Annotated in this window: 18 protein-coding genes; 9 read left to right on the top strand and 9 right to left on the bottom strand. The window is 67.5% G+C overall.

The window, feature by feature from the left end; genetic code table 11:
* The first annotated feature begins 53 nt into the window (after positions 1–53).
* From ACI0FO_RS16245 to ACI0FO_RS16235, 3 genes are all read left to right on the top strand, one after another.
* Positions 54–563 (top strand): sigma-70 family RNA polymerase sigma factor, encoded by a 510-nt coding sequence (locus tag ACI0FO_RS16245; RefSeq protein WP_313463193.1) that lies wholly within the window; start codon positions 54–56, stop codon positions 561–563.
* A gap of 11 nt (positions 564–574) precedes the next feature.
* Positions 575–1579 carry a FecR domain-containing protein gene (locus ACI0FO_RS16240; RefSeq protein ID WP_416028186.1) on the top strand — a complete coding sequence of 335 codons (1005 nt, stop codon included), beginning with the start codon at positions 575–577 and terminating at the stop codon, positions 1577–1579.
* A 140-nt stretch (positions 1580–1719) separates the two neighbouring features.
* A complete protein-coding gene (locus ACI0FO_RS16235) occupies positions 1720–4182 on the top strand; it encodes a TonB-dependent siderophore receptor (protein WP_416028185.1) in 2463 nt (820 codons plus the stop codon).
* A 27-nt stretch (positions 4183–4209) separates the two neighbouring features.
* Here the strand turns inward: ACI0FO_RS16235 and ACI0FO_RS16230 are convergent, their stop codons facing one another.
* Entirely contained in the window at positions 4210–5871 is a 1662-nt protein-coding gene (locus ACI0FO_RS16230) for an ATP-binding protein (RefSeq protein ID WP_416028183.1), read from the bottom strand.
* A gap of 156 nt (positions 5872–6027) precedes the next feature.
* On the opposite strand from ACI0FO_RS16230, the gene ACI0FO_RS16225 reads away from it, so the two are divergent.
* The 3 genes from ACI0FO_RS16225 to ACI0FO_RS16215 all read left to right on the top strand — a co-directional run bounded on the left by ACI0FO_RS16225 (position 6028) and on the right by ACI0FO_RS16215 (position 10120).
* Positions 6028–6549 (top strand): sigma-70 family RNA polymerase sigma factor, encoded by a 522-nt coding sequence (locus ACI0FO_RS16225; protein ID WP_416028181.1) that lies wholly within the window; start codon positions 6028–6030, stop codon positions 6547–6549.
* Positions 6546–7517 carry a FecR domain-containing protein gene (locus tag ACI0FO_RS16220; RefSeq protein WP_416028179.1) on the top strand — a complete coding sequence of 324 codons (972 nt, stop codon included), beginning with the start codon at positions 6546–6548 and terminating at the stop codon, positions 7515–7517. Before ACI0FO_RS16225 ends, ACI0FO_RS16220 begins: the two co-directional genes overlap by 4 nt.
* Before the next feature lie 98 nt (positions 7518–7615).
* The gene (locus tag ACI0FO_RS16215) at positions 7616–10120 is read left to right on the top strand and encodes a TonB-dependent siderophore receptor (protein WP_416028178.1); all 2505 of its coding nucleotides are present in this window, start codon (positions 7616–7618) and stop codon (positions 10118–10120) included.
* 20 nt (positions 10121–10140) lie between these two features.
* On the opposite strand, the gene ACI0FO_RS16210 is transcribed toward ACI0FO_RS16215, so the two are convergent.
* The 3 genes from ACI0FO_RS16210 to acnA are packed head-to-tail and all read right to left on the bottom strand — an operon-like array spanning position 10141 to position 14764.
* On the bottom strand, positions 10141–11196 hold the full coding sequence (locus tag ACI0FO_RS16210) for a lactonase family protein (RefSeq protein WP_416028176.1): 1056 nt from the start codon (positions 11194–11196) through the stop codon (positions 10141–10143).
* A 50-nt stretch (positions 11197–11246) separates the two neighbouring features.
* Positions 11247–12143: an FCD domain-containing protein gene (locus ACI0FO_RS16205; RefSeq protein ID WP_416028174.1), complete on the bottom strand. Its 897-nt coding sequence runs from the start codon at positions 12141–12143 to the stop codon at positions 11247–11249.
* Positions 12140–14764 (bottom strand): aconitate hydratase AcnA, encoded by a 2625-nt coding sequence (acnA, locus tag ACI0FO_RS16200; RefSeq protein WP_416028172.1) that lies wholly within the window; start codon positions 14762–14764, stop codon positions 12140–12142. Before acnA ends, ACI0FO_RS16205 begins: the two co-directional genes overlap by 4 nt.
* Positions 14765–14851: 87 nt before the next feature.
* On the opposite strand from acnA, the gene ACI0FO_RS16195 reads away from it, so the two are divergent.
* A complete protein-coding gene (locus ACI0FO_RS16195; RefSeq protein ID WP_416028171.1) occupies positions 14852–15832 on the top strand; it encodes a Bug family tripartite tricarboxylate transporter substrate binding protein in 981 nt (326 codons plus the stop codon).
* Positions 15833–15874: 42 nt separating this feature from the next.
* Here the strand turns inward: ACI0FO_RS16195 and ACI0FO_RS16190 are convergent, their stop codons facing one another.
* Positions 15875–16507, bottom strand: coding sequence for a 2OG-Fe(II) oxygenase (locus ACI0FO_RS16190; protein WP_416028169.1), 633 nt, complete (start codon positions 16505–16507; stop codon positions 15875–15877).
* A 157-nt stretch (positions 16508–16664) separates the two neighbouring features.
* Between ACI0FO_RS16190 and ACI0FO_RS16185 the strand changes: the two genes are divergently transcribed.
* Complete coding sequence (locus ACI0FO_RS16185; protein ID WP_416028168.1) at positions 16665–17357, top strand: HAD family hydrolase; 693 nt, start codon at positions 16665–16667, stop codon at positions 17355–17357.
* 24 nt (positions 17358–17381) lie between these two features.
* On the opposite strand, the gene ACI0FO_RS16180 is transcribed toward ACI0FO_RS16185, so the two are convergent.
* The gene (locus ACI0FO_RS16180) at positions 17382–18164 is read right to left on the bottom strand and encodes an SDR family oxidoreductase (RefSeq protein ID WP_416028166.1); all 783 of its coding nucleotides are present in this window, start codon (positions 18162–18164) and stop codon (positions 17382–17384) included.
* A 148-nt stretch (positions 18165–18312) separates the two neighbouring features.
* Here ACI0FO_RS16180 and ACI0FO_RS16175 point away from each other — a divergent pair, with 148 nt between their 5' ends.
* Complete coding sequence (locus ACI0FO_RS16175) at positions 18313–18846, top strand: MgtC/SapB family protein (RefSeq protein ID WP_416028164.1); 534 nt, start codon at positions 18313–18315, stop codon at positions 18844–18846.
* Positions 18847–18867: 21 nt separating this feature from the next.
* Here ACI0FO_RS16175 and ACI0FO_RS16170 read toward each other — a convergent pair whose 3' ends face one another.
* From ACI0FO_RS16170 to ACI0FO_RS16160, 3 genes are all read right to left on the bottom strand, one after another.
* A complete protein-coding gene (locus tag ACI0FO_RS16170) occupies positions 18868–19614 on the bottom strand; it encodes an SDR family oxidoreductase (protein WP_416028163.1) in 747 nt (248 codons plus the stop codon).
* A 41-nt stretch (positions 19615–19655) separates the two neighbouring features.
* Positions 19656–20024: a cupin domain-containing protein gene (locus ACI0FO_RS16165; protein WP_416028162.1), complete on the bottom strand. Its 369-nt coding sequence runs from the start codon at positions 20022–20024 to the stop codon at positions 19656–19658.
* 93 nt (positions 20025–20117) lie between these two features.
* Positions 20118–20927: an AraC family transcriptional regulator gene (locus ACI0FO_RS16160; RefSeq protein ID WP_416028160.1), complete on the bottom strand. Its 810-nt coding sequence runs from the start codon at positions 20925–20927 to the stop codon at positions 20118–20120.
* Between the last annotated feature and the right edge of the window lie 13 nt (positions 20928–20940).

Genomic DNA, 20940 nt, shown 5'->3' with positions numbered 1-20940 from the left:
GAATCATTTTCATTGTGTATGGATATCTGGCGGCGACGCCGGGGCGCCACGTCATGCCTTCTTCTTCATTCGCCCCTCGCGCCGAGGTGCAATCCGTCTATCTGGCCCACCACCAATGGTTGCGGGGCGTGCTGCAGCGCAAGCTGGGGAATGCGTCCGATGCGGCCGACGTGGCGCACGACACCTTTGAACGGCTGATCCGCGCCAATGTGCGTGAACCGCTGAGCGAGCCGCGCGCCTATCTGCGCACGATCGCTACGCGGCTGCTGATCGGCCGCGCGCGCCGGGCGGCGCTGGAGACGGCCTATGCCGAATCACTGGCGTTGCAGCCGGCCGCGGTGGAACCGTCGGTGGAAGCCCGTGCCCTGATCCTGGAGGCGCTGGAACAGGTGTGCGAATTGCTGGACAGCCTGCCGATGACCAGTCGCCGCATCTTCCTGATGGCGCAGATCGATGGCTTGTCCTACGCCGAAATCGGGCAACAGCTGGGCCTGACGCCCAACGCGGTGCAAAAGTCGCTGGCGCGGGCGCTGGTGCATTGCTATACGGCGGTCTACGGATGAGCGTCGGCCGGATGGACAGCCCCAGGCTGCTGCGGCCGCATGCGCCCGAAGCGGGCCGGATCGACCCCAAGGTCATCCGCCAGGCGGCTGACTGGTGGGCGCGCCTGCGCGAGGACGCAAGCGACGCCGACCGCGCGGGGTTCGAGCGCTGGCGCCAGGCGCAGCCCGCCCATGAATTGGCCTGGCAGCGGATGAGCGCGCTGACACGCGACGTGACGCTGGGCGTGGCCGAGGCGGGCAGCGGCGTGGCCGGGCGCACGTTGCGTCAGGCGCCGCTGATCCAGTCGCGCCGCAACGCGATCCGGTGGATGGTGTCGGCCGCCGGGCTGGGCCTGGGCGCGTGGGCGGTGGGTGAACGCGGCGCGGTCCGCCGCCTGACCGCCGATCTGCGCACCGGCACCGGTGAACGGCGGGCGCTGACCTTGCCGGATGGCACCTTGCTGGAACTGAACACGGGCAGCGCGGTGGACCTGCGCTATAGCGCCAGCCAGCGGGAAGTGGTGCTGCGAGAAGGCGAGATCCTTGTGACCACCGCGCAAGACCCGCAAGGCCGCCCCTTTACGGTACGCACGCGCAGCGGGCTGCTGACGCCGGTGGGGACGCGCTTCCTGGTACGAGACCTGGAAGAGGGCCGGGCAATGCGGGTGGCAGTGCTGGAGGGCGCGGTGGACGTGCGCGGCCTGGGGCCCGCCGATGCGCCCCGGCGTGTGCCGGCCGGCGAACAGGCCGTCTTCTCGGCTGCGGCTGGTTTCGTGGCCGGGCCGTTGGAACCCGCGACCGCTGCCTGGCTTAACGGCATGCTCGTCGCCGACGAACTGCCCTTATCGGACTTTCTGCGCGAACTGGGGCGCTATCGTCCCGGGCTGTTGAACTGTTCCGACGCGGCGGGCGGGCTTCGCGTCGTGGGCGCATTCCCGCTGGCCGATACCGACAAGGTATTGGCCATGCTGCAAGAAGTGCTGCCTGTGCGCGTGCGCCACTACACGCGTTATTGGGTCACGGTGGGCCTCGCGTGAGCCGCGTTTCCGTGTCTTCTTGCATATAAGTTGTAACGGGAACGGCGGAAATCCTGACCTCGCGCTTCATGTAAGGAAAGCAGCCCGGACGGTTCGTCTTCCGCGGCTGCGCCGATCCTTCATGTGCCAGGGAATCCTTTATGTCTTCTCGTCCTGCCCGCGCCGCGGTCCTTGCCCGCGTTACCTTGTCCCGCACCCGTCTGAGCGCCGCGCTGCGCCTTGCGCTGCCTGCCGCCGTGCTGGCCGCGCCGTGGCCATCGGCCGTGCACGCCCAAGCGGGGGCGAGCCAGCACGGCGTCGCCTTCAGCATCCCGGCGGGCCCGCTCGGCACGGCGCTGGGGGCGTTCGGCGTGCAGGCCGGCGTCATGGTGGCGTCCGACCCCGCCTTGACGGCAAGCGCCCGGACCGGCGGGGTGACGGGCACGTATCCGGTGGGCGCCGCGCTGGAACGCTTGCTGGCGGGCACGGGCTTGCAAGCGGTGGCGCGCCCGGAGGGCGGTTTCCGCCTGCGGCAAGCGCCGGTTGCGGGGCAGGCCGCGACGCTGGCGCCAGTCACCGTGACCGGCAGCTACAACGCCACCACGGACGGCACGGCGTCCTACACGTCGCCCGCCGTCACCATCGGCAAGACCACCCAGGCCCTGAAAGACATTCCGCAGTCCATCACGGTGCTGACCCGCCAACGCATGGACGACCAGGACATGACCAGCTTGCCCGACGCCATCAACAACACGGCGGGCATGGTGGGCGTGCAGGGCGTGGGGCCGGGCGTGGCGATCAATGCCCGCGGCTTCCCCGTGGACCTGCTGCAATACGACGGCGTGGCGCTGCTGCGCAACAGCTACAGCCTGGGCAACTGGGAGCAGGATTCGCTGGTGTTCTACGACCGCGTGGAAATCCTGCGCGGCGCGGCGGGGTTGTTGCAAGGCGCGGGCAGCCCGGGCGGCGCGATCAATTTGGTGCGCAAACGGGGCGGAGCGGAGCCGTCGGTGGTCATCACCGGCAAGGCCGGATCGTGGGACCACTATGGTTTGCAGCTGGACGCGGGCGGGCCGTTGAACGCGGCAGGCACGTTGCGCGGCCGCGTGGTCGTGGACGAGGACCGGAGCGATTCCTTCGTCGACTACGCGTGGGAAAAGACGCGCAACCTGTATGCCGCGCTGGATTTCGACGTGACCGAGGACACCACGGTCGGCATCGGCATCAGCAATCGCTATAGCCGTTCGCGGCCGATGTTCGTGGCCTATCCGCGCTACGAGGACGGTGGCGACATTGATCTGCCGCGCTCGACTTTCACCGGGTCCACCTGGAACCGAGCGAAGAACGACCAGACCATTTTCAATGCCGACGTGACCCACCGTTTTAATGACGCGTGGCGGTTCAGGCTGGCCGGCGTCGCCATGAACGAGAAGAACACGACGGTGCATCAGCGCGCCGTCGGCCCCATCATGCCGGATGGAAGCGGCCTGGATTACGGCAACTTCGGCGTGGATTTCAAGAGTAAGCAGCGCGGGCTGGACATGTCGGTCAGCGGCAACTTCACTGCGCTGGGCATGGAACAAGAGGTGGTGGTGGGCGCGGCCTACTCCAAACTGACGACGGCGGACCGCTTCACGCGGGCCTGGCAGTCCGGCGGCAACGTGTTCGATATCGACCACCATCGTCCGTGGCAGGATATGGACAGCATTGCCGCGGCAAGCGGCTATGACTCGCGCAGCAGCTACGACATTCGCCAGAAAGGCCTCTACGGCACGTGGCGCGTCAAGCCCACCGAGTCGTTGGCGCTGATCGGCGGCGGCCGCGTGGGCTGGTACGACTACGGTTATTCCAGCGGCGGCAGCACCACTACCTCGACCACGTCGGGCAAGTTCATTCCCTATGTTGGCCTGGTCTACTCGCTGACCGACAACTGGTCCGCCTACACCAGCTACACCACCGTGTTCGAACCCCAAACGGCGCGTAGCCTGGACGGCAGCCTGCTCAAGCCGATCGAGGGCAACAACTACGAAGTCGGCGTCAAGGGCGAATTGATGGACGGCCGCGTGAATACGTCGCTGGCGGTGTTCCGCTACGACCACAAGAACCGCGCCGTCAATGACTACGACGCCGGTTTCGCGTGCGACGGCTGGTATTGCTCGCGCGCGTCGGGCAAAGTGCGCAGCCAGGGCGTCGAAGCCGAGATCTCGGGCGAAGTGGTCAAGGGCCTGGAGCTGTACGCCGGCTACACCTACAACACCACCAAGTACCTGTCGGACCCGGACAACCAGGGCGCGGTTTTCAACACCTGGACACCCAAGCACATGTTGCGCCTGTGGGCCAACTACAAGCTGCCGGGCATGATGAACCGCGTCAGCGTGGGCGCGGGCGTCAACACGCAGACCGACACGATCAGTTCAGACCGCGAGTTCAAGCTGGCCGGGTTCACGGTGTGGAACGCGCGCCTGGGTTACCAGGCCACGCCGGAACTGAGTTTCGCCTTGAACCTGAACAACGTGTTCGACAAGAAGTACTACGTGCCGTCCTACAACACACTGTCCGGCAACAACTACTACGGCGAGCCGCGCAATGTGATGCTGACGGTGCGCTACGCGCCCAAGCTGTAGTTCGCTGCGGATCAAAGCGGCGCGGGGCTACTCGTGCATCAGCGCATGGACCTGGCGCGCCAGGTCTTCCAGCGCGAAGGGCTTGGGCAGGATGGGAGCGGCGAGTCCCAGCGCGGAAGCGTCGCGGCCATCCAGGCCCGATCCCGTCATGATCAGCACTTTCATGTCGGGCCGCAGCTGGCGCGCGGCCTCGGCGACCTGATGGCCGTTCACGCCGCCCGGCAAGCCCAGGTCGCAGATCAGCAGGTCCAGCGGTTCGGCGGACGCCAGGAGGCGCAGGGCGGTTGCGCCGTCGGCCGCTTCGGCCACCGTGTAGCCGAGCTCTTTCAGGGACTCGGCGGCGACCGCCAGCACGGCGGCGTCGTCTTCCGCGATCAAGATGGTTTCGCCGCGGGTCGTGGCCGGGGGCGCATCGACGGCGGCGGTTTCCAGCGAAGCCATGGCGCCCAGGTAGCGGGGGAAGTACAGCGTCATCGCCGTGCCTTGACCCGGGCGCGAATAGACGTGGACCTGCCCGCGCGATTGCCGGATGAAGCTGTACAGCATGGACAGCCCAAGCCCCGTTCCCTGGCCCGCCGACTTGGTGGTGAAGAAGGGTTCGAAGATGCGCTGTACCGTGTCAGGGGGCATGCCGCAGCCAGTGTCGGTGACGCGCAGCACCAGGTAGTCGCCCGGCGCCAGCCCAAGATCCCGTGCCGGCCCGGCATCCAGCGTGACATTGCGCGTCGCGATCTCCAGTGTGCCTTGTCCCGGCATCGCATCGCGCGCGTTCAGGCACAGATTGAGCAGGGCGTTCTCTAGCTGGTGCGTGTCGACCCAGGCGGGCCACAATCCCGGTTCGCACGCCAGGTCCAGCGTGATGCCCGGACCGATGCTGCGGCGGATCAGTTCTTCCATGCCGGCCACCAGGCGATTGACGTCGATGGCCCTGGGGTCTTGCGGCTGGCGCCGAGAGAAGGCCAGCAGGCGGTGCGTCAGCGCAGCCGCCCTGCGGGCGCCGCTCTGCGCGACCTGGATATGGTGTTCAAGGTCGTTGTGCCGCTCCTGGGCAAGCCGCATGGACAGCAATTCCAGGCTGCCCGTAATGCTCATCAGCAGGTTGTTGAAATCATGCGCCAGCCCGCCGGCCAATTGCCCGACGGCTTCCATCTTCTGGCTTTGGCGCAACGTGTCTTCGGCCTGCCGCAAGGCCTCGGCCTGGGCCCGTTCCGCATTGACGCGCGAGGTGGTTTCAATGACCGTGTCCATCATGCCGACTACCGTTCCGCGCTCGTCGCGCACCGGGCTGTAGCAGAAGGTGAAGGTGGCGTCTTCAGGCTGCCCCGAACGGATGATCTGCAGCGGATAGTCTTCGATGAAGGTGGCTTCGCCCGCGAAGGCGCGTTCCGCGATCGGGCCGATCAGCGGCCACGCCTCGTGCCAGATTTCACTGAACGGGCGTCCCAGCCCATCGGGTTTGGTGCCCAGGATTGGCCTGAAGGCATCGTTGTAGAGCGTGATCAATTCCTTGCCCCAGACCAGGCAGCACGGGAATCGGGACGCCATCACCATGCCGGTCGCGATGCGCAAGGCGCTGGGCCATTCGGTGATGGGTCCTAGTGGCGAGGCCGCCCAGTCGAAGGCGGCGACCCGAAAGCCCATCTCGCCGCCGCCAGCAAGGAAAGAGGGCATGGGGAAGTCGTTCTGCATGGTGTTATCGACGATGGCCTGAAGGGTGATTGATTCTATCCGACCGAAGGCCGCCGATCGGGGGGATCCAGGGAGGATCGAAGAGGAAATAGCGGAGCACCGGAGATAAGCTAAAATAGAAATCGTTCCCATTTACAAACTGCCAAGAGGTGCGCCTTGCCTCCGTCCGACTTTCTGCCCGCCGATACCGTCACGAAGCTCTATCGTGACCATCACGGCTGGCTGTCGATCTGGTTGCGCAAGAAGCTGGGCAACTCGTTCGATGCCGCGGATCTGGCCCACGATACCTTCGTGCGCGTGATGAGCGGCCGGCGCAACGACGGCATGGGCGCCGAGCCGCGCGCGCTGCTGACCCATATCGCGAAGGGGCTGGTGGTGGACCATTGGCGTCGGCGCGCATTGGAAGACGCCTATCTGGCCGTGGTTGCGCAGTTGCCCGCACCGGAAGTGCCGTCGCCGGAAGTGCGCGCGTTGATCCTGGAAACCCTGCACGCCATCGACGCGACCTTGCGGACCCTGCCCGCGAAAACGCGCGAGATCTTCCTGATGTCGCAATTTGACGGCATGGCCTACGCCGACATCGCCGACAGCCAGCGGGTGTCGTTGGCGACCGTCAAACGGCACATGCAGAAGGCGCTGACGGCCTGCTTGATCGCCTATCAGGTCCACGCGGCATGAGCGCGGCGATCGACCCCACGATTCTGCAAGAGGCGGCCGGGTGGCTGGTGCGCTTTCAATCCGAAACCTTGTCCGCATCCGACCGCGCCGCCTTCGACCGGTGGCGCGGCCGCAGCGCCGCGCACGGCGCCGCGTGGCAGCGGGTGGAAGACATGGTGCGGGGGTTTGGCCAGGTACCACCCGCGATCGGGCGCGACACGCTGCGCCGCCTGGACCGGCCGGGCCGCCGGCAGGCCATCCGCGCGCTGGGCGGCCTGCTGGTGCTGGGGCCGGCGGCTTGGGCGGGATGGCGCACGCTGCCGTGGCGGGAATGGGCTGCGGACGTGCGCACCGCCACGGGCGAGCAGCGCCACATGGCGTTGGCCGACGGCACCCGGCTGGTGTTGAACACGGCCAGCGCCGTCGACGTCCTCTACACCGCCGAACAGCGCATGCTGTGGCTGCGCGCCGGCGAAATCCTGCTGACTACCGGCCGCGACCCGGCGCCCGCGCATCGTCCCTTTATCGTGCGGACGTCGCAAGGCACGATCCGCGCATTGGGCACACGCTTCATGGTGCGCGATGAGCGCGCCAGCATCCGGGTGGCGGTATTCGACGGCGCGGTTGAAATCCAGCCGCAAGATCCGGGTGTGGCGGCGGTGGTGTTGCAGGCCGGGCAGCAGACGGTATTCAACGCCCATCACGTCGAGCCGCTGGCGGCGGCGGATGCGGCGTCGACGTCCTGGGAGCAAGGCATGCTGGCCGTGCGCAATTGGCGGCTGGCCGACCTGGTGGATGAGCTGGCACGCTACCGCCCGGGCCTCCTGCGTTGCGATCCGGCCGTGGCCGGGCTGCGGGTGTCGGGGGCATTTCCGCTGGCGGACACCGACGGCAGCTTGCGCTTGCTAGAGAAAACGCTGCCCGTGCGGATCAGCCGCGTCACGCCGTTCTGGGTCACGGTGGCGCCGCGCGCTCCCGTTACAAATTAATCGCCGATCCGCTGACACTTTTTTCCGCTTCGTCCGGTGTACCGGGTGAATCGTCGCGACATGCGAGCGTCACCCAGTTTCCTACGAAGGATCGTTTCATGGTTTCCCGAATTTCCCATTGGTCGCGCCTGCCCCGTCGCAAGGCCGTCCTGCCGCCGATGGCGGCGATGTTCCAGGCTACCGGCATGGGGCTGATGCTGCTGGCCGTGGCGGCCACGCCCACGCCTGCATCGGCGGCCGATGCCGCGGCGGCCGATGCCGCGGCGGCCGTCGCCGAGGGGCGCGGGGCCGCCGCCGCGCGCAAGTCCTACGCGATCTCGGGCGGTCCGCTGGGCGACGTGCTGGCCCAGTTCGCGGCGGCGGCGGGCGTGCCGCTGTCCTTCGATCCGGCCCTGGTGGCGGGCAGGCAAAGCGAGGGCCTGACGGGCGCCTACACGGTGCGTGAAGGCTTCACGCGCTTGTTGAGCGGATCGGGCTATGCCTTGGCGGAACAGGGGGCCGGCGCATATTCCTTGCGCAAGCTGCCCGCGGGCGAGAGCGATGCCGCGACGCTGCTGCCCAGCATCACCGTGGCTGGGGCGGGCGTCAGCCCATCGGCCTTGCCTGCCGCGTTCGCCGGCGGCCAAGTGGCGCGCGGCGGCCGTTTGGGGTTGTTGGGCAACCGCGACGTCATGGACACGCCGTTCAATGTCACCAGCTACACGTCGGAATTGCTGACCAACCGTCAGGCCGTGACGCTAGCCGATGCCTTGAACGCCGAACCCTCGGTACGGTTCACGGGCCAGATCGGCGGCGTGACGGATTCGTTCTATATCCGGGGCTTTCCGATCGGCGAAGGCAACCTGGGCGAAATCGCGTTCGATGGCGTCTACGGCGTTGCGCCCAACTACCACGTCTTCACCGATTACATCGAGCGCGTCGAAGTGTTGAAGGGGCCGGCGGCGCTACTGTACGGCATGTCGCCCAATAGCGGCGTGGGCGGCGTGATCAACATGGTGCCCAAGCGGTCGTTGCCGGAAGACCTGACGCGCGTGTCCGCCGACTATGTGGGCGATTCGCAATTCGGCGCTCGGGTGGACCTGAGCCGCCGTTTCGGCAACGACGGCGAATGGGGCGTGCGCGTCAACGGCATGCACCGCCAGGGCGACACGCCGTTGGACAACCTGTATTCCCGCACCGACATCGGCGCCTTGTCGCTGGACTATCAAGGCGAACGGCTGCGCGCGTCGCTGGACTTGCTGACGCAGAACGAAAAAGTGGATGCGCCGACGCGGCCCTTTCTGGTTGCGGCTGGCATCGACGTGCCGCATGCCGCCGACGGCCGCCGCAATGCCACCCAGCCCTGGGGCTGGTGGAAGTCCGACGGCCAGTCGGCGTTGATGCGCGTGGAATACGACGTCAGCGACCGGCTGACCGTGTTCGCCGATGCGGGCGGATCGGACACCGAGGTGTCGCGCCTGTCGGACCAGACGCCCACCATCGTTAATAGCGCCGGCGACACGCGGGTCACGCCCAACAACTTCCGTTTCAAGGTGGAACGCAGCACGTACAACGCGGGGCTGCGCGCCAAGCTGGACACCGGGCCGGTGCGCCATGCCGTCAGCTTCATGGGCAGCCTGTACAGCGACCGCAACCTGCAGGCGAGCGTGTCCGGCACGCCGCTGACCTCCAACATCTATCACCCCATCACCCGCCCCGAGCAGAACATCCCGGCGCCGGCCAATGTGCCCAAGGTGTCGTCGTCGGACCTGTCGGGCCTGGCGCTGGCCGACACGATGAGCATCCTGGACGAACGCGCGCAGTTGACGCTGGGCGTGCGCCAGCAGCGCATTGAATCGCGCAACTTCAACGCCACGACCGGCGTGCGCACCGTCAGCTATGACGAAAGCGCCACCACGCCGCTGGCGGGCCTGGTCATCAAGCCCTGGCACAACGTGTCGCTGTATGCGAACTACATCGAAGGGCTGAGCAAGGGAGATGTGGCGCCCGCCACTGCGACCAACGCCGGCCAGGTCTTCAAGCCCTACAAGGCCAAGCAGAAGGAAGTGGGCGTGAAGGTGGACCTGGACGACGCGATGCTGACGTTCAGCGCGTTCGAAATCACAAAGCCCAGCGGCCAGTTGACCAACGGCGTGTATGGCGCCGACAGCGAACAGCGCAACCGCGGCCTGGAATTGAACTTGTCTGGTGAGCCGGTGCGCGGGTTGCGCCTGTTGGGCGGCGTGACCTACCTGGATGCCGAACTGACGCGCACCAGCAACCCGGCCACGGTGGGCAACCAGCCGGTGGGCGTGCCGAAGTTCTCGGCCAACCTTAGCGCGGAATGGGATACGCCTTGGGTGCCCGGCCTGACCCTGACGGGCGGCATGATGTACACCGGCCGCGAATACGTGAACCAGGCCAACACGCAGTCGGTGCCGTCCTGGACGACGTTTGACGTGGGCGCGCGCTATGCCACGAAGATCCAGGGCAAGGACGTGACGTTCCGGGCCAATGTCGTCAACGTGACCAATCGCGCGTACTGGTCGGGCGTGGCGTCCTACGGCACGGTGTCGCAAGGCGTGCCGCGCACGTTGATGCTGTCGGCGTCGATGGACTTCTAACCGCCTGCCCGCCGCGCCGTTCAGGTGCGGCGGCGGGCGAACACCATGCAGACCGGGCTGCCGATGCGCAGCTCGTAGCCGTCACGGGTCAGGGCGCCGTCCTGCGCATTGACGCGAAAGCGCACCAGCGTGTCGCTGTCTTCATTCAGCGCGAACAGGAAGCGGCCGTCGGGCGACAGCGTGAAGAAGCGCGGCGTCTTGCCGCCGGACGCGGCATGCTGCACAGGCGTCAGGCGGCCATTGGCGGGGTCCACGCGGAACACCGCGATGCTGTCGTCGCCGCGGTTCGACACGTACAGATGGCAGCCGTGCGCGTCCAGCGAGATGCCGGCGGCGCGGCTGTTGCCGGTATAGGTGTCGGGCAACGTCGGCAGAACCTGGAAGGGCCGCAGCGAGCCGGCCGCAAGCGTGTAGGCGGCGACGGTGTTGTCCAGCTCGTTGACGACATAGAGCCAGCGGCCGGCGGGATGAAACGCCGCATGCCGCGGCCCCGCGCCTTCACGCGTGGCGGCGATGCAGGCGGGGTCGGCGCTGATGCCGCCGTTCTCCAAGGCATAGAGAAACACGCGGTCCAGCCCTTTGTCGGGCACCACCACATAGCGGCCCGACGGGTCGACCAGGTTGTAGTGCGGTTTGGCGAAGGGCTGTTCCTTGCGGTGCGGCCCGGGTTCGCCGGACATGGACACGGACTGCGCCACCGGCGCCAGCGCGCCGTCGCTGCCGACGGGCAGCACGGCCAGCGTGCCGCTCAGGTGGTTCGACACCATCAGGTAATGGCCTGCCGGGTCCAGCGCCAGATGCACCGGGTTGCGGCCCTGGCAGTCCTGTTGCCGCCATGGCGTCAGCGCGCCGGTGCGCGTGTCGCGCTGCAGCGCGCTGACCTCATGGCTGTCGCCATGCACGGTGTACAGCACGGGTAGCGTAGGGTGCGGCAGCAGATACGAGGGGTTGAGCAGGCCGCCGACGACTTGGGTCAGCGTCAGCGCGCCGGTGTCCTGGGCATAATCGAACACGCTGATGCCCTCGCCGCGGGCATGGCGTTCCCGCGTGGTGCGGGAACCGATGTAGACGTGCATGGAACGATCCTCGGCTTGAAAGAAAGCGGCCATGCGCGTCAGGCGCTGGCCTAGGAAATCAGGATGCCGCTGATGCGGGCCAGGTTGTCCAACGTACTGCGCAGGTGGCTGGACAAGGCGGCGGCGGCGTCTTCGTTGCGTTCGCGCTCCAGCAAGTCCAGAATTTCCAGATGCTGGTCGCAGTGTTGCTGGTAGCGGCTGCGGTCTTGCATCGACCGGTACGACAGCAGGCGTCGGACGCGGTTGACGCGCTTGATCGTGTCGATGAAGAACGGATTGCCGGACGCTTCCACCAGCGATTCATGGAAGCGCACGCCGCGTTCGTGCAACTGGTCGGCGGTGTCGGTAGCGATGCCGCCGTCCAGCAAGTGTTTTTCCGCGGCGCGGCATCGTTCGATCACGGATTTTTCAATGCGGAACGACGGCTCCAGCAACGCCGCGGGTTCCAGCGCCAGACGCAAGCGGTACGACTGCAGCAGGCTGTCCGGCGTGGTCATCATGGACGAGAACTCCCAGCCGTAGCCGGGCCGCCGCTGGGCCCAGCCTTCCTGCGAGATGCGGGCCAGCAGCGTCTGCGTTTGCGCATTGGTCAGCGCATAGCGTGTGCGCAACTGGGCCTCACTGCATTGCATGGGCAGTTCCCCGCGCAGCAGCTCGTCGGCCAGCTTGAAGTAGCTTTGCGTCACGATGTCATCGACGGATGGCGGCGTCAGGCCGGCGCGCGCGTCGGGCAGCGCGTCGAAGTCTTGCTGCAGGAAGTAGCCGCGGTTGGGTTTGCGGGCCACGATGCCATGCTGCTCAAGGATGCCCAAGGCGTCATTGACGGGTGAGCGCGACAGCCGCAGCCGGTCGGCAAGCTTTTGCGCGGTCAGGTGCGCGCCGCCGGGCAGGCGGTCTTGCCGGATCAGGTCCAGGATCTTCGTGACGGTATTGGTTTGCGCGCTCATGGGGGGGAAGATGGCCGGAGAGTATCCGCTAGGATAGCGGGAATGACTCCGCCCATCTGCAACAAACGCACCTCCAACCGGGTCTCGACCGCGGCCGTGGCGTGCAGCGCGTCCACGCGGCCGTCGGCCCGCAGGATGCGCACGGGCACGGCGATGCGCGGCGCCAGCGTATCCGCCGGGGCATCAATCTCGATGCGGTCGCCGGACTGCACGCGCAGCGTGGCCGGCGTGACGCCATCGGGCAGCCTCAGGGGCAAGATGCCCATGCCGATCAGATTGGATCGGTGGATTCGTTCGAAGCTCACGGCCAGCACGGCTCGGATGCCCAGCAGGCGCTGCCCTTTCGCCGCCCAGTCGCGCGACGAGCCGGTGCCGAAGCGCGCCCCGGCCAACAGCACCACGGGCTGCTGGTCGCGGCGGTAGTGTTCAGCGGCTTCCCAGATAGGTTCCACGCGGCCGCTGCCCGCATGCCGCGTGTGGCCCACGGGGGCGTCCGGACAGAGCAGGTTCGTCAAGCTCTTGCTGTAGAACGCCGCGCGCATCATGACCTCCCAATTGCCGCGCCGCGAGGCGAACACGTTCAGGTCATGACGGTCATCGCCGCGGGCCACCAGGAAGTCGGCGATCAGGCTGTCCGGCGGAATGGCGCTGGCGGGCGACAGGTGGTCGGTGGTCACGTCGTCGCCCACCACCAGCAGCGGGTGCGCGGTGTAACGGCCAAGCTGGCTGCCGGCGCTTGTCGAGGCGAAGGGCGGACGCCGCAGCGCCGTGGACGCGGGGTCCCACGGAAAGCGGGGCGTGTCTGGCGATTGCAGCGCCTGCCAGGCCGGATTGGCGCTGGCGATCTTGAAGGCGGCACGGAAGTCCGCGGCCCGCAATCCGCGGGCCAGCGCGGCATCGATGTCGGCGTCGTCCGGCCATAAATCGCGTAAATACACCGGACGGCCGTCGGCCGTAACCTGCACCGGTTCCTGGCTAAGGTCGCGCTCGGCGTCGCCGGCCAGCGCGAAGGCAATGACAAGCGGGGGCGACATCAGGAAACCCAGGTCCAAGTCAGGGTGAATGCGGCCGGTGAAATTGCGGTTGCCGGACAGGGCCGCGACGGGATGGACCGCGCCGGCCAGCATGGCGTTTCGCACCCCATCGGGCAGGGGGCCGGAATTGCCGATGCAGGTGGTGCAGCCGTACCCCACGATGTCGAAACCGACCGCGGCCAGGTCGTCCAGCAGGCCGGCGCGGGCGAGGTAGTCGGCGGCGGCGGGCGAACCCGGGCCCAGCGACGTCTTGACCCAGGCCGGCACGCGCAGGCCGGCCTGGCGCGCCTTGCGGGCCAGCAGCCCGGCCGCCATCAATAAACGCGGATCCGTCGTGTTGGTGCAGCTGGTGATGGCGGCGAGGGCGACCGGGTAGCGGGGCAGGCCATGGCCGGCGGCCGACGCTGGCGTGAAGTCCAGCGCAGCCAGAATGGCGCGGGTTTGGCCGTAGGGGTGCAGATCCTGCGGCCGCTTGGGGCCCGCCACATGCATCTGCACGCGGTCCAGCGCGATCTCGATGACGCGGGTATAGCGCGGAGCGGCATCCGGGTCCAGCGCGATACCCGTGCGTTCGGCATAGGCCGCGATGCGCGCGATGTCGGCCTGCGGGCGGCCCGTCTGGCGCAGGTAGGCCAACGTTTCGCCGTCGATGGGAAAGTAGCCGGTGGTGGCGCCGTACTCGGGCGCCATGTTCGCCACCACGCATCGGCTGCCCGCCGACAGCGTGCCGACGCCCGGCCCGAAGAACTCCACGAATTCGCCCGAGACGTCGATGGCGCGCAGCCGCTGCGTCACCGTCAATGCCAGGTCGGTGGCGGTAACGCCTGCGGCAAGCGCCCCAGTCAGCCGGACGCCGATCACGTCCGGAATACGCAGCAGGGTGGGCATGCCGAACATGACCGTTTGCGCTTCCAGGCCGCCGACGCCCCAGCCCAGTACGCCGATGCCGTTGATCATCGGCGTGTGGCTATCGGTGCCGATCATCATGTCGGGATGCAGCGCGCCGCCGTCGCCTTGGCAGACCACCGTGGCCAGCTGCTCCAGGTTGATGGTGTGCATGATGCCGGTGCCCGGGGGATGGATGCGCACGTTCGACAAGGCCTTGGACGCCCAACGCAGAAACCGGTAGCGCTCGGCGTTACGACGCAGTTCAAGGTCCAGATTGCGCGTCGCGGCATCGGGCCGGGCATAGGCTTCGACCGCCAGAGAATGGTCTACCGACACGTCTACGGGCAGCACCGGATTCAGCACGGCGGGGTCCACCCCGGCTTCGGCCAGCGCGTCCCGCATTGCCGCGATGTCCACCAGCGCGGGCGTGCTGGTGGTGTCGTGCATCAGCACGCGGCCCGGCTGGAAGGCGATTTCGGCATCGCTGGTGCCGTGGGCCAGCCAGCCGAACAGCGCAGCCACCGCGGCGTCGCGTTCGTCGCCTTGCATATTGCGCAACACGTTTTCCAACAGCAGGCGCAGCACCACCGGCAGGCGGAAATAGTCGACGCCGAACGTGGCGGGCAAGTCCGGGCAGGTATACGTGGCTCCGTCCAACGTGAAGCATGTGTGGCGCAGCGGGGCATTGGTGTTTTCCATAGCTGCCAGTTTTGCATATTGCATCTATAAAATGCAATTAAGTAAAAACCCGGCCGTCATCCGGACAGGCCGCTCAGGAGACAGACCATGCCCCATATCCGACTGCTCGCCGCCGCGCTCGCGGTGGCCGCTTTCCTCCCGTTTCCCTCCGCGCGGGCCGCCGACGCCAGCCGTCCGGTCAGCCTGATCGTGCCCTTTGCCGCAGGGGGCGGCGTCGATGGCATGGGCCGTCTATTGGCAGAACGGCTGCGTAGCGAGATGCCGCAGGGCGTGGTGGTGGAGAACAAGCCGGGCGCCAGCGGCATGCTGGGCGCGCAGACGGTGGTGCGGTCGGCGCCGGACGGCGCCACGATGCTGCTGGGCTCGGCGGGCGAGACCGCCATCAACCCGCTGGTCTTCAAGGGCAAGATGCAATACCAGCCCGAAAAGGACCTGGTGCCGATCGCGCTGGTCGCCCGCGTGCCGAATGTGCTGGTGGCCAACCCCAAACTGCCGGTGGCCAATGTGGAACAACTGGTGGCTTATGGCCGCGCGCATCCCGAAAAGCTGACCTATGCAACCAGCGGCGTGGGCAACCCGCAGCATTTGAACGGCGAGCTGTTGCAGTCGCTGGCCGGCATCAAGATGGTCCACGTGCCGTACAAGGGCGCGTCCGCGCAACTGGTGGATGTGGCCGCGGGCAACGTGGACCTGACGTTCGTCAGCCTGGCGGGCGCCTTGCCCTTCATCAAGAGCGGCAAGGTCAAGCCGTTGGCGGTCACCTCCGCCACGCGCGCCTCGTTCGCGCCGGACATTCCCGCCGTGGCCGAATATGCGCCCTTGAAGGACTACGCGCTGGAAAATTGGTTTGGCGTGTTCGTCGCGGCGGGCACGCCAGTCGACACGCAGCAGAAATTGGCCGCCGCGATCGGCCGCGCATTACGCGACGAGAAATTCGTGGCCAGCATCCGCGAACTGGGCGGGGAAGTGCAGCCGATGAGCCAGGACGAGTTCCGCGCCTTCATCAAGGGGCAGACGGCGGTCTTCGCCAAGGTCGTGGCCGATGGCCACATCACGGCGGAAAACTGAAGGCAAGGCAGACGGCGCGCCGCTGGCCACCGCCCGCCGCCGTTATTCCGGCGCGTCGTGCAACACCACTTCCAGGCCGATCCGTTCCCCCGAGCGCACCCGGCTGACCGCCTGCCGGGCGGTGACGCGATAGATGTCGCGCGCGCCGTGCACGGGGCGGTGCGACACCGCGATCAGCGCGGCATCGCCCAATCCCAGCGGCACGACCATCGGGCGCGATTGCATGCGCGGGCGCTGCTCGGTCATGACGAATTCGCCGCCCGTGAAATCCACGCCCGGTTCCGACAGCAGCGCGACCAGTTGCAATGGGAAGACGTGCGCGCTGTCGGCATGCTGGATCAGCGGCTGATAGCCGTCGGTGGACAGGCGATGCAGGCCGGACAGGCGCCGTGTCTGGCCGGCCTCGCGGTTGCGTTGCACCCACGCCGGAAAGTTGTCCGGGTATGCCGCGTCTTGTTGCAGCGCAGCGGCCCAGCGACGGGCAACGGGTAGCAACTGCCGGTACAGCGCCGCGCGCAGCGGCTCGAAGTCGGCGGGATCGGCGTCGGACAGCGCCAGCCGCCGCGCGGCGTCCTCCGGGAAGAAGCCGGGCAGCAGCGCCCAGCCTTCGGCGTCCAGGTCCTGGGCGGCCAGGTTCCAATCGTAAGAAGGAAGGGGCAGGAGGTCAGGTGTCATGGTGGGGGCGGGAAGGCGTGCGCATCTCGGCAGGATAGAGCCCGGACGAGGCGTGCGTCACTCCGCTGCTTGCGATGGCTGTAGCCGTCTTGGCGGAACCGTTCGGGCCCTTGCAGTATGCTTGACGGCTTCACGAACCCCCTTTATGCCGCCTGCAATGACTGATTTCCCCTTTGACGCCGTGCTGTTCGATTGCGACGGCGTGCTGGTTGATTCCGAACCCATCACCAGCGGTGTGCTGACCCAGATGCTGAACGAATTGGGCTGGGACATCACGCATGACGAGACCATGCGCCTCTTTACCGGGAAGGCCGTCAAAGACGAGCTGCCGCTGATCGAGGCCCGTACCGGCGCCAAATTGGGCCCCGACTGGTTCAGCGAATTCCGCCAGCGCCGCAATGCCGCGCTGGATAGCGACCTGCTGGAAATCCCGGGTGCGCCGGATGCCGTGCGCGCCTTGCACGTGGCGCTGGGCGGTCGTATCGCGGTGGCCTCGGGCGCGGACCGTCTCAAGGTGGAACTGCAACTGGCCAAGGTAGGCATTGCCGAGTGCTTTGACGGGCGTGTCTTCAGCGGCCATGAAATGCCGCGCAGCAAGCCGTTTCCCGATGTCTATCTGGCCGCCGCGCTGGCGCTGGGCGTGGACCCGAAGCGTTGCGCGGTAGTGGAAGACACGGTCACGGGCGCCACCGCTGGCGTGGCTGCGGGCGCGACGGTGTTCGGATACAGCCCGGACGCCAACGGCCACAGCGGGGCCGAAGCCCTGCGCGGCGTGGGCGTGGCCCATGTGTTCACCGACATGAATCAACTGCCCGCGTTGCTGGCGGGCTGGCAGGCTGGCGGGCGCTAGGCCGCCGGGGCCTGCCGCGCGCCGTCAGCGCGCGTGGTTGGCGTACTGTTCGCCGCCGTCCATGTCGATCACCGTGCCGCTCAGGTAGCCGGCGCGCGGCGACGCGCCGAACACGATCATGTCGGCCACTTCTTCGGGTTCCATCAGGCGGCCAAACGGCAGGTCGGATAGCGTTTCCTGCCACCGCGTTTCGTCGCCCCAGCGGGCCTGGGCGCGCTGGCGGGCCAGCGTCAGCACGCGGTCGGTGCGCGTGCGCGACGGGTTCACGCCGAAGACGCGCACGCCGTGGCGCGGCGCTTCACCGCCCAACGCGCGGGTAAACGCAATCAGCGAGGCGTTGGCGGACGCGCCACAGATGTAGTCCGCGCGCGGCGCGGCCCCCGCCATGCCGATGATGTTGGCGATGACGCCGGCGCCGGCGTCGCGCATGGCCGGGTAGTAGTGGCGGGCCAGGTTGATGTAGCCATGCACCTTCAAGTCCCACCCGGCGCGCCAGCGTTCGTCTTGCACCTGGTCCAACGCGCCGCCCGGCACGGCGCCCGCATTGTTCACCAGCACGTCGATGGGGCCGGTGTCCTTGGCCAGCTTTTCGGCGGCGCCCGGCAGCGCCAGGTCCAGGGCCATCGCCTGCGCGGCGCGGCCCGTCTTTTCGCGGATCGACGCCGTGGCCTGATGCAGCGCGGCGTCGTCCCGCGCCACCAGGATCGGGTCCGCGCCTTCGCGGGCGAAAGCCATTGCGCATGCCAGGCCAATGCCCTTGGATGCGCCCGTGATAAGCACGCGTTTTCCGGCCAGCTGCAAGTCCATGAAGCGCTCCTGTCGATTGACGCCCGCCCCTGCGGGACACGCTTAGGTTGTAAACCAGTTGCGGGCCAGGTGCCAGCCTGAACGCGGCATGGCGCGTTCGCGCGCGCGCCTGCTATGCTGAATCCACCTGATCCCCAAGGATGTGGCGATGTCGGAAATCTGGTTGGAAATCTGGACCACCGTGCGCAGTGAATTCGCGGACATCCCGGACGTGGGCGAAGCCACGCGCATCGTGTTGCGGCTAGGCATGGCCGTGATCCTGGGCGGCCTGCTGGGCTATGAGCGCGAACGCAGCGGCAAGGCGGCGGGCTTGCGCACCCACATGCTGGTGGCGCTGGGCGCGGCGATTTTCGTGCTGGTTCCCTTGCAGGGCGGCATGCAGGTGGGCGATATCAGCCGCGTGCTGCAGGGCGTGATCGCCGGTATCGGTTTTCTGGGCGCGGGCGCCATCATCAAGCTAAGCGACGAACGGGAAATCCGCGGGCTGACCACGTCGGCCAGCATCTGGATGACTGCCGCGATCGGCGTGGCGGCCGGCATGGGCCGCGAGGCAACGGCGCTGGTCAGCACCCTGATGGCCCTGTTCGTCCTGGCGGTGCTGCGGCGCGTGGAAGCGCGCATTTCCACGCCGCAGGAACAAAGCGTGATTACGTCGGGCGTGAAATCGAAAGGCAACACATGACGACGTCCGTCCGGCGCGCGCTCAAGTGCCGCCGGACACGTCGATGAACGAGCCGCTGGTGTATCCCGCTTCGTCCGAGAACAGCCACAGCACCGCGCCGGCCACTTCTTCCACCGAACCCCCGCGGCGTAGCGGAATCACGCTTTTCAGCCGGTCCACGCGACCGGGCTCGCCGCCGCTGGCGTGCATGTCGGTGTAGATGGTGCCGGGGCGCACGCCGTTCACGCGGATGCCTTCGGGCGCCACTTCCTTGGACAGGCCGATGGTCAACGTATCCAGCGCGCCTTTGGACGCGGCATAGTCCACATATTCGTTGGGCGAACCCAGACGCGCGGCCGCGGACGACACGTTGACGATGGCGCCGCCCTGGCCGCCGTGGCGCGGCGACATCCGCCGCACGGCCTCGCGGGCGCACAGGAAGGCGCCGATGACATTGGTGGACAGCACGCGCAGCAGGCGGTCGGCGTCCATGTCGTCGACCCGCATCTGTTTTTCAAGAATGCCGGCATTGTTGACCAGCGCGTCCAGGCGGCCCAGGCGCTCGTCCAGGGTGCGGAACATCTGCAACACCTGGTCTTCCTGCGAGACGTCGGCCTGGATGGCCAGGGCCTGGCCGCCTTCGCGCCGTATGTCGGCCACGACCGCGTCGGCGGCGCCCGCATGGGTGCGATAGTTGACGGCGACGGCGTAGCCGCGGCGGGCGGCCAACTTGGCGACGGCGGCGCCGATGCCGCGGCTGCCTCCGGTGACGAGCATGACTTTGGACATGGTTATCTCCTGCGTGATTGCCACGTTAGCAGAACGGCGGCTTAAATCCACACGTCGTTCGGAGCGCTGCGCGCGCCGCCCTGGTCGCCGGTATTCACGACGCCACAGGGTTCGATCAGCATCAGGTGCGTTTCTTCCCGCGCGCACGGCTTGTGTTCCACACCCTTCGGAATGACCGTCATTTCGCCGGGGCCCAGGTCGACATGGCCGTTGCGCAGTTCGATCCGCAATCGGCCGCTGACGACGATGAAGGTCTCGTCGGTATCGGCATGGCTGTGCCAGACGAATTCGCCTTGCACCTTCACCACCTTGAACTGGTAGTCGTTCATCTGGGCGATGACCTTGGGCTGCCAGTGTTCCGAGAACAGCGACAGTTTGCCGGCGATATTGATAGCAGGAATAAGGGACATGACGGGGGCTCGAAAAGAAAGGACGCCCGCAGCATAGGACGCCCCGCCGCGCCCCGTCTTGTACGTTCTTGCAGGTTGCCGGGGAGCCGGCCGTCAGCCGTGCAACATCCGCCGCCAGCGGTCGGGCGTCATGCCATAGGTCTGGACGTGCCGGTGCGTCAGGTGGCTTTGATCGGTGAAACCGGCGCTGGCCGCGGCGTCCGCCAGGGGTTGGCCGGCGGCGATCAAGCGGCGGGCCAAATCCAGCCGGCGCAGCATTACGTAGCGGTAGGGGCTGGTGCCGAACAGCGCGCGGAAATCGCGCGACAGGCGCCAGCGGTCGGTGCCCGCCGCCTGCGCTAACTGGTCCAGCGTGATGGGCTGGCCTGGCGATGCGTGGATGAACTGCCGGGCGCGCTCCGCCGCCGGGTAGTCGGCGGCGCGGCGCCGTTGCGGGTGTCCGGCGGCGGCGCATAGCGCATGGGCCAGGTCATACAGCGCATCGTCTTCCTGCAAGGGGTCGATCGCGGCCCGGGTGCTTTGCAGCAACGCGCCGCTGGCGGCGTGCAGCCTGGGGTCGGCCGAGATGCCGCCCGGCACGAACGGCAGCGGACGACCGCCCAAAATCTGCTGGATCAGCGCGGGCTCGACATAGATCATGCGGTAGTGGAAACCGGCCTCGGTGCCTGCCTGGCCGTCATGCGGCTCGTCGGGATGCAGCACGATGGTGCTGCCTGGCAGGCTGTGCCGGAATGCGCGGCGGTAGTGGAAGCTTTGCACGCCCGACAGCGTGCGCCCGATGGCGTAGGTGTCGTGGCGGTGCATGTCGTAGCCATGACCGCCGAAGTAGGCTTCGATGCGCTCCACATGGCCCGAGGGCGCGGCGCGCAGTATCCAGTCCTGCTTCGGCTTGGCCGACGTCATGGCGGAGACGCGG

Origin of the sequence: Achromobacter marplatensis (assembly GCF_049060505.1) — a bacterium.
Taxonomy (GTDB): Bacteria; Pseudomonadota; Gammaproteobacteria; order Burkholderiales; family Burkholderiaceae_B; genus Achromobacter; species Achromobacter marplatensis_A.
This window is presented reverse-complemented; position numbering and strand designations above follow the sequence as displayed.